The sequence below is a fragment of the Candidatus Eisenbacteria bacterium genome (genome assembly GCA_016867715.1).
GTDB lineage: Bacteria > Orphanbacterota > Orphanbacteria > Orphanbacterales > Orphanbacteraceae > VGIW01.
This window is the reverse complement of record VGIW01000095.1, coordinates 1-12558: the sequence shown is the minus strand read 5'-3', so window position 1 is coordinate 12558 and position 12558 is coordinate 1. Positions and strand designations below refer to the sequence as shown.

The following is a 12558-nucleotide window of genomic DNA, read 5'->3' as shown; positions in this document are numbered from 1 at the left end:
CGGAGCGAGTGGGTGGCCCGGCGCGCTCGGGGTGTCTCTGCCGGCACCCCCTTGCCCCGGGCCCCGGCCGAGAAAACACCAAGCGAGTTCCTGTCGGATTGAGATCAAGCGGTCGAACCCGGAAAGGTTGCGTCACCCTTCCTGAGTGCTTTTTGCGACGCCGGAGAGGGACGAAGACGCCGAGCGGCGAGCGGGGATGTCGGAGCGTCCACCGCGCGTTCCTCGCTTCCTGACCCGCACCACCCCCCGCCGATCCCGTCCTCTTCCCCCACCCCTACGTCTTCCGCTCCTTCTTCTTCGCCGCGGGGAAGAGAATGTTGTTCAGGATCAAACGGTAGCCGGGCGAGCTCTTGTGGAGTGAAAGGTCGGTCGGCGGATCGCCGACCGCGTGCTGGTAATCCTCGGGATCGTGACCGCCGAGATACGTGAAGGTTCCGCGCCCGTGGTTCCCGTGAAGATACTTCACGACGCCGGCCCCTTCCGTCTCCCCGAGGATCACCACCGGCTTCTTGACGAGCGGTTTTCGGAACGCGGTCGTCTGCCCAAGAAACCCCTTCACGACCGAAACATGATTCTGCGTCAGCATGCTCGGGATCGGATCGAACTTGGCCGAGAAGTCGAAGAGGGTGAAGTAGTCGTTCTCCGGGCCGCCCGCCGTCGCGTAGTTCGACACGTCGATATCCGAGAACTCATAGATGTGCGGATCCATCACGAGACGGAAGTCCTTGAACGCGAACGTCTCCGAGTAGTCGAGGCTTCTCTCCGCGTCCGGAGCGGGAGGATCGCCGTCGAACATCACGTCGCAGATGTCCGTCTTCCACGACGCGAGACCGATGTCGTAGCTGTCGGTGGCGGAGCACATGCTGAAGAGGAACCCGCCGCGCGAAACATACGATTTGATCGCGCGCGCGACCGCCTTCTTGTGCTCCGAGACCTTCGCAAACCCAGCCTCGCGGGCGAGCGTCTCGTAGAGCGCCTGCTCCCGCTGGTACCAATCCGCGTCCTTGAAGCTCGAATAGAACTTCCCGTATTGCCCGGTGAAGTCCTCATGGTGAAGATGGAGCCAGTCGAACCCCTCCAGCTCCCCCGCGAGGACCTCCTCGTCCCAGAGCGTTGTGTACGGGATCTCGGCATACGTGAGCGCGAGAGTGACCGCGTCGTCCCACGGCTGCTTGTTCGGCGGCGTGTAGATCGCCACCTTCGGCGCCCGCTCGAGAAGGACGTCCGCCATGTTCTCCTCCTCGATGCGGGCGCGGATCCGTTCCCACTCGGAGGGGGAGATCCTCTCGACCCGCACGCCTTGAAGAATCGCGCGCTTCCCGATGAAGTCCTCTCCCTCCGCGAGGAACGAGCCGCCGCGGTAGTTGAGAAGCCAGTGCACGTCGACCCCCTGCTCGAGACACCAGTACGCCACCCCGTACGCCTTCAGGTGATCGCTCTGCGAGAGGTCCATCGGGATGAGGAGAACCTCCGCCCGCGTTCCCGGCACAAGCAAGAAGAGGAATCCCGCGAGAGCGGCAAAAAGTTGAGGGATTGACCGAATGACTCTCATGCTTCTTCCGCCTCTCTCGTCCGGTTCCTCATGATCCCATCCGCCTCTCCGCCTCGGCCTTCTTCCGCCGGACCTCTTCGATCAAGATACTCCCCGGATAATCGAGCAGGAACTTCTCGTAGCGGGCGATCCCTTCCCTGAGGCTCCCGAGCTTCGATGCGTAAAGATCGGCGGTCCTGACGGAGGCGCTCTCGGCGAGACGCTCGCCGGGGAACTCCTCCGCGAGACGCTCGTAGCGCGCGACCGCTTCCACATAGCGCCCCTCCCGCTCCTCGATCGTGGCGAGTTGCCAGGCGAGATCGTCCCGGATCTTGGCGACCTGGAGCGTCTCCAGCATCGAGACGATTCGCGAGCGCGCCTCCACGAGCTCCTTCCGGTCGATGAGGAGGAGACACGCCGCGTACTCCGCGAGAGGCGCGTCCCCCGCGTCCCGGTTTTCGGAGATGAAGATCGACTGCGACAGGGCGTCGTTCAGATAGCGCCCGAGCGGATACTGATCGATCACGCGGCGGTACTCCGCGAGCGCCTCGTCCATCCGTCCCGCGAAGAAGTGCGCGCGGCCGGTCTCATAGACGGCGCGCTCCCGGACGGCATCGTCCGGCGCGATCCGCTGCAGCTCGTCGTACGCCTTCATCGCCCCTTCCGCTTCTCCTGCGAGAAGCCGCGCGCGGGCAAGCGTGAAGCGGATCTCGACCTCCTTCTCCGGGAAGAGCCCGCGGCGGATCATCTCGTCGAGGATCGGGATCGCCCCCTCGGGCTCGCCGAGGTCGTCGAGAAGCACGTGAGCGAGCTCGAGCCGCGCGCTCTCCTTCTCCTTCGGGTTCTTCGTTCCCTCCGCGATCGACCGGTACGTCTCCGCCGCGCGCTCCGGGTTCCCCGCGGTCCGCTCGATCCGCGCGAGGAGGAAGCTCGCCTCGAGGCGCGTGCCCGCCTCGTCGCTCGCGCGCACGATCTCGCGCGCCCCCTCCGCCGCCTCGTCCAGACAGCCCTTCTCGATCGCCCCCTTCGCGAACGAGAGGAGGAAGCGCCCTCGCTTCGGCTGGCTTTCGTCGAGCGCGCGCGCCTCGCGAAACGCCTCGGCGCATCTTCCGTCGGCGAGAGCGAGATCGGCGAGGATCTCCCGCACGCCGCGCGCGGACGGGAGCGAGGCGAGAATGGACCGAAGAAGATCGAGCGGATACGCCTCGATCTCTCCCGAGTCCCTGAGCTCGCGGATCGCTCGGAGCGCATCTCCTTCCTTCTTCGTTCCGCCGGCCGCGGCGCGCACCCACTCGGCGGCGGAGGCGTCGCCGTCCCCCGTCAACATGTGAAGCCGACACAGATCATCGGCGAAGAGGAAAGGATCGCCGAGAGCTTCACGCCCCTCCAGAAGAAAGGCGATCGCCTCGCGGAACATGCGCGCGGCCTCCATGCGCCTTGCGATCTCGCGAGTTCCTTGGTCCGCCGAATCGAAGAGGGGCGCCGCATTTCGCCAGGTCGCGACCGCTTCTTCCCTTCGACCCCCCGCGAGGCGGACCTCTCCGAGAAGAACCGCGAGATCCCGATCGCCCGGATGCGCCCGGAGCCGCTCCTCCACGAGCGCTTCCAGACCATCCAGCCGGTGGAGCCGAACGCGCGCGGAGACGACCCCGAGGAACGCCTTCTCGCTCTCGGGGCGCGCCGCGAGCAGCTCCTCGAAGAGACGAAGGGCCCGCTCCGCGTTTCCTCCGTGGAGATTGCGATCCGCCTCTTGGAGCTTCCGTTCGAAGCGCGCGTCGTCGTTCGTGATGACTTGCGCGTAAGCCAATCCCCCCTCGAGAGAGGAGAAAAGACAGACGACCAGAACGACAAGAAGACCGGCGCGCTTCCTCCCGCGCGCGCGGATTTCGGGGAGCATTGCGTCGGGTCGCGCCGTTTGATTGATATCCATTTGATTCATCTTTCAACGACCCTCGCGGCGCCCGCGGTTCCGGCCGAGACGGCGGATCCCCTCTCCCACACCCCGGGCCGCATCCGGTTCCCCGGGAGACGCGCCGCGCTCGTCATCGAGCGGACGCCCGCAGCGAGTCCGCGCGCGCGCGAAGAGCGCTCGCCCCGCCGGAATCGCCCCGCGCCTCGCGCACGCGCGCAAGTCCTTCGCACGTTTCCGCGCGCGCGTTCACGTCCGCCTCGGGCGTCTTCTCCAGCGCGCGCCGGAACGCATCTTCCGCCTCGGCGGTTCGTCCGAGGCTCGCGAGCGCTCTCCCGCGCGTGTCCTCATAGTAACCGAGATCGGCCTCCGCTCCGTGACGGATCGCGCGATCGACCAGCACGAGCGCTTCCGCCGGCCGCTCGCCCGACTCGACATACGAGTACGCGAGCGCGTTCAGCGCCTCCGCGCACGCGGAGTCGGCCTCGATCGCGCGCAGGAACTCGCTCCGCGCCTCCGCCTCCCGCCCGCACCGAAGATGAACGAGACCGATCTTGTGCGCGAGGCGAGGATTCCCCGGGTCGAGTCTTCGCGCTCCTTCGTAAGCGGCGAGCGCATCGTCGCCGCGCCCCTCGAGCTCGTAGGCGTCGCCGAGCCCCTCGCTCACGTCCGCCCTCTCGGGCGCGTGCGCGTGGAACGTCTCCAGCGCTCTTGAGTGATCGGAGAGCAGCCCGAGCCTTCCGAGCCCGCGGACGGCGCCGGAGAGAACGAGCGTGTCGCCCGCGGCGCTCTCGAGCGCAATGCGATACGCGCGCGCCGACTCCTCCGTTCTTCCGAGAAGAGAGAGAACGTTTCCGAGGTTGAGAAGATCGCCGGCATCGCCGCTCCTCTCCGCCGCGAAGCGATACTCCTCCTCGGCCCGCGCGAGGTCCCCTCCGGCGCGAAGAAGCTCGGCGAGCCTCCTTCGCGCCTCAAGGAACTCCGGATCGGCCGCGAGCGCCCGCTCGAGCTCGCTCCTCGCGGCGCCCGTGTCCCCCGCGGCGGCCGCCCCCTCGCCGAGAACGAGATGCGCCTCGCGAAGCCCGCTCCCCGCCTCGCGAACGAGCTCGTTCATCTCGGCGATTCCGGCACGACTTCCCGTCTCCCTGTAGTGATCGATCCAGCGAAAGAGATAGGAAACCGCGAAGCGGCGCGCCATGTAGTCGTTCCGCGCCCCCGGAAGCTTGAGGCCTCTTGGATGATCGCGCGCGAAGAAGCGCGGCGCGACCTCCTCTTCCGCCGACACGAACTGGTAGAGCGAGCCGATCGAAGCGAGCCGCTTTCCTCCCACCGGTTTCTCCGTGAAGCGGCTCACCGCGTACACCGGACGATCCCCCGTGGAGACGATCCTCTCGATCGCCGCGTCCCTCTCCTCGGGAAGAACCCGGCCGGGCTTCCCCGTTCCGAAACGCTCCGCGTACAGGTTGAGATCGCGGTCGAGAAGCTCGATGTCCGCGCGCTTTCTCTCGACGACCTGAAGGTACGCGAGGATGAACGTGTCGTTGTCCCCTTCCGTGAGAAGAACCGCGTCCTTCTCCGCGGAATCGAGCATCGCCTCGCCCGCTTCCTGGGCGAGGGTGAAACCGCGCGCGTCGCAAACCGTCCAGTTCGCCGCGAGGGGAAGAACCGGAAGCGCGAGAAACGCGAGCGAAAGCCGCGCCGCCCTCTTCTCCGCCTGAACCGCGAGGCGTGCGAGAAGAGGAGCGGCGGCGAGAAGACCGAAGAGGATCGCCGGGAGATAGAAGACCGTCGCGACCGAGGCGTCCCTCGGATCGGTCCCGTGATTGAGAAGAAGAAGGAGCCCGAAGGAGAAGACGAGAAAGTGGATCGCGAGCGCCCGGTCCTCGGGGGCGCTCCGCGCCCTCAGCGCCCGATGGAGCGCGAAGGGAAGAAGGAGCGCGGGGAAGGTCATCTCGCGAAGAAGAAGCCGGAGGAGAAAGAGGATCTGATCGAAGAACCGCGCGAGCGAGCGCGGCGCCTCGGACAGCTCTCCGTACTGCGCGCGGAAGACGTGCGCGAGGAGCGCCGGAAGATCGTTCGGCTTCCTCCACGCGAAAAGATCGGGCCCGTCGGGGCGGACGAGCGGCACGAGGTAGAGCGTCGCCCCCGCGAGAAGCGCCGCCGCGCCGGCCGCGTACGCGAGGAGCCCCCGCTCTCCGCGCGCGCGAAGAAGAACGATCATCCCCGGGAGAAGGAAGAGCACCGTCTGGTGGTTCGCCGCCGCGACCCCGAGGAGAAAGAACAAGAGAACGCCGGGCGTCCTGCGGGTCGTGAGGAAGAGAAAAAGCGCGATCCAGAAAAGATTCAACGTATAAACTTCCGCCTTCACGCTCTCCATCCAGATCGAACGCGAGAAGGCGAAAAGAGCGGCGAGAGCGAGCGCGGCGACGGTCCGCGGGAGCTCGGGCGCATCGGGCATCCGCCCGCGAAGGTGCGCGCGCGCGAAGAGAAAGAAGAACGCCGCCGCCGCGGCGCCGAAAACCGCCGAGAGAAGGTTCACGCGGAACGCGGCGGAACCGACCGGAAAAAGAACGACGAAGAGGCGTCCGAGAAGAACGTAGAGAGGATAACCCGGGGGATGCGCGACGCCGAGCGTCGCCGACGCGGCGGCAAGCTCTCCCGAATCCCCCACGTACACGCCCGGGCAGAGCGTGAGAAGGTAGATCGCCAGAACGGCGCCGCCCACGAGAAAGCCCATCGCGCGCTACTTCTCCTCGGTCAGCGAACGGAAATACGAGCGGATCAGCTCTTCGTACTCCGGAGGAACCGCGAGATCCCGCGTGCGAAGCGGGTCCTCGCGCATTCGCTCCCGCACTTCCGAGAGCGTGCGCGGGATCGACTCGGGGGAGACCGTCTCCATCTCCCCGCCCGTTCGGCTTCGCCGCTCCCGCCGATAGCCGCGGTCTCGGAGCGACCGCTGGGCATCGAGCATGCGCGAGAGGATCTTCTCCTGCCGCTCTCTCGTCTCCGGCGAGAGGTTCGCCTTCTCGAGATCGCGCTCCACCTTTCTCATCTCCTCGAGAATCTGGTCGAGCTTCCCGAGCACCTCTCCCCCCTCCTCCACCTCACCCTGCAGCTCCTCGAGACCCTTGCGGATCCGATTCTGCTCGGCGGCCAGCCTCGTCATCTCGGCGCGCGCCTCCATCGGAAGCGAGGCGGGGTTCGACGAGGGGAGAGGAAGCTGGGCGGTCTCACGATTCAACCCGCGCTGCTCCTCCGTCATCTGCTGCATCTCTTGCAAACCCTGGTTCTGGCCGCTCGGGCTGCTGCACGAGGCGCTCTGGTTCTCCATCGAACGGAGAAGCTCGACGACCGCGCGGTTGACCGTGCTCATCGCCTCGCTGGAGCGCGCCCGGGCGAGATCCGCCTGTCCCTCCTCGAGACGCCTCGCGGCTTCTTCCGCCTTCAAGCGCCCGCGACGGAGCATGTCGAGGACAAACGCGGAAAGCTCGGGGACCTCCCTGCCGACCTCGCGGATCTTCTCCATCGTCCGCCCGAGCGCGGCGGCGATCTCGAGCTCCTTCTCCGCGAGCGAGCGGCGCGACTCGATCGAGGCTCCCCGTCTCATTCCTTCCGCGGAGAGAACGATCTCCTCCTGCCGCTCCGATAGATAAAGAAGATCGAGGATGCTCTCGCCGAACGCGGCCTGCGCTCTCTGCCTGGAGGCGCTGCACATCGAGGCCACCTGCTCGGAAAGCCGGAACGCGAGGTCGAAGAGGTCGTTCTCGGCCTCCTGCTGGCTCTCCGTCCCCTCGTTCTTCTGCCCCGCGCGGAGGCTCTCCGCGGCGCGGCTCATCTTGGACGAGGTCTGCTTTTTCTCGAGAGACGATCGACTCTCTTGCAGCGCGCGCGAAAGATCGGGCGAGGTCTCTCCCGCGCGGCGCGCCGCCTCCTCCATCTCCTGCGCCATCCGCTCAAGCTCTTCCCGAAGCGCCTCCTCCTCCGCGGCCCGGTCCGCGAGCTCGCTCGATTCGGAGGCCTCGGATCGCTCCCGGAGCTCCCTCTGCCGCTCCGCCAGCCTCTGGAGCGAGGCGGCGATCGCGTCCGCGTCCTGAAGATCCCTCAGCCTCTTCAGCATCTCGATCGCGCGATCGAGCCGCTCGATGAGGTCTTGCTGCGTGAGGTTCAGGTTCTCCGCCGCCTTGCGGATCTCCTCAGGGCTCAACTCCTGCATCGCCTGCTGAAGCTCTTGCATCGCCCGGCGCATCTCGTCGGTTGCGACCTCGTTCAGAAGCTCGGCGAGCTCCGCCATCCGCGCGAGCGTTTCCGGAGTGATCAGACGGTTCTCCTCGAGGGTCTCGACCGCCTTCTCCATCCCCTCCGACACCTCGCGGAGCGATTGCTCGATGTCCTTCTGCCTCTCGAGAATCCCCTCGATCTTCTTCTTTTCCTCCCAGGAAACCTCCTCGCTCTTTCGGATCTCCCGCGCGAGATCGTCGATGGTCTTCTCGAGATCCCGGCTCTCCTCGTAGATCTCCTCCAGCTCCTCGATCTCCGAGGCGCGGTCCCCCGTCGCCTCGGCGAAGACCTCGGCGAGCGAGGGCATGCGGACGCGGCGGATCTCGCTCACGCCGCGCTTCGGGCCGCGAACCGTGTCGTTGTCCCACGCTTCGAGGTAGTAGACGACAACGTCCTCAGGAAAAAGATTGAGATCGGAAAGATCCCACGCGCGCTCCCGCTCGATCTCCCTCACGCGCTGGCTCGTCTCGAAAAGGTCGATCCTCCGCTCGTCCTCCTCCCCCTTCCGGTAGACGAGAAGCACCTTCGTCACGCCGAAATCGTCGAGCGCCGAGAACCCGAGGTCGATCTTCATCCCCTCGCCGAGCACGATGTCCTCCGCGGGGCGGTCGATGCGCACGAAGGGCTTCTCGTCCTCGAGAGGGACCACGCGGTAGAGGACCGGATCGGCGTTCTCCGCCCCCTCTTCGTCCAGGGCTCGCACGCGATACTCGAAAGGCCCGTCGACCGTGAACGAACCGGCGAGCGACGCCCCCTCCGCGCGAAGCTCGATCGGAGGCTCTCCCTCCCTTTCGAGGCGCCCTTCTCGAAGCGGCTTGTTCGCCGCGATCTCGAGCCGCACGAGAGTGCCATAGAGGGCGCTCACGTTCCCGTGGTTTTCGCGGACGGTCTCCTCCGGGAGGCCGGTATAGGAAGGGAAGCGGAGGGTGTACGCGATCTCCGTGAGGACGGGCGGGCGGCGCACCGAGACCGTGTACCACGAGCTCTCGCCCCCCTCGAAGCGGACCCGATAGCGCGCGTTCTCCTCGAGGGGCGGGATCTCCGCCTCGAACGCGCGCCCCTCGCGGCGGGGAGCCTCCGCCATCGGGTACGTTTTCATTTCGTCCTCGTTATTTTGAACGAGAAGGAACACGTCGGTCCCCCGGTAGCCGGCGAAGCGCGCCTCGACCGGGATCGCCTCCCCCGCCCCCGCTCGGCAATCCCCGGGGAAGACCTCGAGGCCGAGGCTTTCGAGACGGCGCGCTTCCGCGCCGGGCCCGACGAGCCGGATCACATCGGCCGCGCGGTCCGGCGCGCCGAGAACGAGAACCGCTGCGGCCGCCGCGAGGAGCGGGAGAAGGAGGGCGGCGCGGCGGAGCTTCCCCGCGCCGAGAGCGCCTCGTTCGCGAATCGCTTCCGATTTCGCGAGGGCGTCCGCGACGAGCGCGTCGATGAGCGCCGGAGAGTATCCGAAACGCTCCTCCTGCTTCCGACTCCCGAGATCGAGAGCCGCGCGAAGGAGATCTCCCTCGAGAGCGGGGGAGAGTCGCTCGATCTCTCCCGCGATCCACTCGAGACGAGGCCTCCGTCTCCAATAGAGAAACAGCTCGCGCCCGGCGAAGCCGGCGAGGAGAAGAAGCGTGAGAAACCCCGCCGCGCGAAGAACGGCAAAAGAAGAAACGAAGGCGCCGATCGCGATGTTGAGAGCAAAGAACGCGAACACACCCGCGAGGATCCGCAACGCGGCGAGCGCGCCCTCCGCCGCGAGGATCCGGTTCCGGACCCCTTCGAGCCGCCGCCTGATCGAACGATACGCCTGATTCGTCGTCATGTTCGCTCCGTCAATGCGTCAGGGCGTAGTGGACGATGTTGATCGCCACGCGTAGCGCCGCCTCGCGCTTCTCCGGCGGATCGTTGTGCACGTCCGCGTCCTCGAGCCCGTCCCCGATGTCCGTTTCGTAAGTATAGAAGACGACGAGCCGGCCCTCATGGTGGATCCCGTACCCCTTCGGCGGATGGCCGTCGTGCTCGTGGATCTTGGGAAGCCCGTTCGGAAACTCGTAGAACGCGTGATAGATCGGATGATCGAACGGAAGCTCGACGAGCTCGCTCCCCGGAAGGACCTTGCGGATCTCGCGGCGGAAGGAAGCGTCCATCCCGTAGCAGTCGTCCGCCCAGAGGAAGCCGCCGTTTTGGAGATGGAAGCGAAGCCTCTCGACCTCGGCCGGCGCGAAGCGAACCGTCCCGTGCCCGGTCATATAGAGGAACGGATAGCGGAAGATCTCCTCGCCGAGAATCTCGATCCGCGCTTCCTCGGCCGCGGCGCGGATGTTCGTCCGCTCGCGAAGCCCGCGGAGAAGGTTGGGGATCGAGGTCGGATCGGTGTACCAATCGCCTCCGCCTCCGTAGCGGAGTCGCGCGATCGTGAAGAGCCCTTCGTCCGTTTCGGCGCCCGCCGCGCCCGCGAGGAAGAAGACGATCGCAAAGGCGAGAAGCGGAAGCCGCGCGCCGATCTTTCTCGTCGCCCTCCCGCGCGCCCGGCTGTGCGATCGCATGCGTTCTCTCCCGTCTCGTTCGCCCGCGCGAACCAGTTTCCCCGACTTCGGCTCTTCCGTCAAACCGCCGGAGGGAGAGGAAGCGCGACCACAGCGAGCGTCCCCTTTCCCGGCGTCGAGCCGATCGCGAGAAGGCCTCCGTAGTCGGCCGCGATCGCTCGGCAGATGGCGAGCCCGAGCCCCGTCCCGTCGGTCTTCGTCGAGAAGTTCGGCTCGAAGAGCTTCCCGCGCGCCTCCTCCGGCACCCCCGGCCCGTCGTCGAGGACGCGAATCGCGAGCACGCGTCCTTGGATCGTCTCCTCCGATGTCGTTTCCCAGAGCTTCCACCCCTCGTCGTTCCGCGGGGATCCGCTCGCGACGCGCGCGCTCACCCGAATCGTGCCGCGCCCTCCTGTCGCCTGAACGGCGTTGTCGAGGAGGTTGATGAGGAGCCGCCGGATTTCTTCTCGATCGACGAGGAGCTCAGGGAGATCGATGGGAACGTCGACCGCGAGGCGCGATTCGTGAAGAGCGTCCTCGTACAGGCGAAGCGTCTCGAGAATGAGCGGTGAGGCGGGAACGGAGCGGATCTCGCGGCGCGGCATCCGCGCGAAGGTCGAGAACTCCGCCGCGATCCGCTGCAGCGTGTCGATCTCCTCGATGATGAGATCCGCGGACTCGTCGAGGAGCTCCCCGAAGCGCGGGTGGCCGTCGTGAAACGCGCGCTTCAGATGCTGCACGGAGAGCTTCATCGGCGTGAGCGGGTTCTTGATCTCGTGCGCGACCTGTCGGGCCATCTCTCCCCACGCGAGGAGCTTCTTCGAACGGATGAGATCGGTAAGATCCTCGAACACGATCACCTTGCCGAGATCGCGCCCCTCCGCGTCGGCGATCGCTGTACCCACGATGCGAAGCGTCACCGTCCCGCCGCCCCGCGGAAGCTCCGCCTCCTCCTCGTGCACCGGGCCCTTTCTCGGGTCGAGCCCCGCCACGATTCGGTGGAGGGGCTCGAGCCGTCCGCCCGCGACGAGGTCGAGGCGCGAACCCATGAGGTCGCGGGCCGGCACCGCGAGGATATCTCCCGCGGCGCGGTTCGCGCTCGCGATCCTCCCCTCCCGATCGAACGCGATCACGCCGGTCCCCACGCTCCCGAGAACCGTCTCGATGTAGCGCGTCCTCTCGGTGAGCGCGTCTCGGCTCCTTTTCAGCTCCTCGGCCATTCGGTTGAACGAACGGACCAAGCGGCCGATCTCGCCTCCCGCGCGGACGGAGACCGCCTGCTCGAGATCCCCCGCCGAGATCCTCTCCATCCCGCGCGACAGATCGCGGATCGGACGCGCGATCCGCTCCCCCATCGTCTCCGCGGCGAGGACCGCGACCGCGAGAACGAGGAACGTGAGGTACGTGATCGCCGCGTAGGCGCGCTCGAGATCGCGCTCCGTCTCCCGTTCCTGGAAGAGGAGCGGCACCGCGACGGTTCCGACCGGACGGCCGTCGAAGTCGTGAAGCGCCCCGTACCCGACGAGATACGGAGTCCCCGCGATGCTCTCGCGGCCGAAGCGGACCTCCTCTCCGCGAAGATCGAGAGCGGCGTAGACCGGCGCGGGAAGACGCGGCGAGAGGATCCCCGATTGGTACAGCTCATAGCGCGTCGACGAGACGATCTTCCCTCCCTCATAGAAGGAGATGTCGGTCCCCACGCGCTCGCCGAGCGCGGCCGACCACTCCTCGTCGATCGACCGCGACAGAAGAAGAATCCCCTCGAGCCGCTCCTCGAACCCCTCGAGCGTGATCCCGACGAGAGCGTCGAGCGAAAGCCCCTCGGTGAGATCGAACGCGGTCGCCGGCGTCCGGCGGTCGCGCACCTCGGCGAACGCGCGCGCGTTCGGCGGCCCGACCTTCCCGTTCTGGAGGATGAGACGGCCCTCGGGGGAGAAGATCGCGAAACGCTTCAGGCTGAGCTCGAGATCGAACGGCTCCTCCCCTTCCTCGACGCCGAGCACGCGCCTGCGAACGAGCGTGCTCCGCGCGACCTCCTCCGCCTCGCGGATCGCATCCCGCTCGAGGGCGTAGCGCACCGATTGAAGTGACGCGCGGGCCGCCGTCTCCCCCGCCTCGCGGAGCCGGCTCGCCGCCATCCGCCGTCCCGCGAAGCCGAGGAGGAGCGCGGGAAGAAGAGAAACGAGAAGGAAGGCGAGCACGAGCCGGTCGCGGAACGTTGTCTCGAAGCGAAGGCCTCCCCGCAGGCGGCGCGCGCGTTGCGAGAGAAGAAGAACCGCCGCGAGCACGGCGAGACCCGCTAGGGCGAAGAAGAGGGACGCGAGCGC

The 12558-nt window shown here is 67.0% G+C and carries 6 protein-coding genes; all 6 read right to left on the bottom strand.

Features of this window, described 5'->3' with window-relative positions:
* Nucleotides 1-274: 274 nt before the first annotated feature.
* A complete protein-coding gene (locus FJY73_12300) occupies nucleotides 275-1495 on the bottom strand; it encodes an asparagine synthetase B (protein ID MBM3321448.1) in 1221 nt (406 codons plus the stop codon).
* 85 nt (nucleotides 1496-1580) lie between these two features.
* Complete coding sequence (locus FJY73_12295; GenBank protein ID MBM3321447.1) at nucleotides 1581-3461, bottom strand: tetratricopeptide repeat protein; 1881 nt, start codon at nucleotides 3459-3461, stop codon at nucleotides 1581-1583.
* Nucleotides 3462-3573: 112 nt separating this feature from the next.
* Nucleotides 3574-6177, bottom strand: coding sequence for a DUF2723 domain-containing protein (locus FJY73_12290; GenBank protein ID MBM3321446.1), 2604 nt, complete (start codon nucleotides 6175-6177; stop codon nucleotides 3574-3576).
* Between the two features lie 6 nt (nucleotides 6178-6183).
* Nucleotides 6184-9528 carry a hypothetical protein gene (locus tag FJY73_12285; GenBank protein MBM3321445.1) on the bottom strand — a complete coding sequence of 1115 codons (3345 nt, stop codon included), beginning with the start codon at nucleotides 9526-9528 and terminating at the stop codon, nucleotides 6184-6186.
* Nucleotides 9529-9538: 10 nt separating this feature from the next.
* Nucleotides 9539-10252, bottom strand: coding sequence for a DUF4159 domain-containing protein (locus FJY73_12280; protein MBM3321444.1), 714 nt, complete (start codon nucleotides 10250-10252; stop codon nucleotides 9539-9541).
* A 59-nt stretch (nucleotides 10253-10311) separates the two neighbouring features.
* Nucleotides 10312-12558 (bottom strand): HAMP domain-containing protein (locus FJY73_12275; GenBank protein MBM3321443.1); only part of this gene is annotated, 2247 nt, incomplete at its 5' end.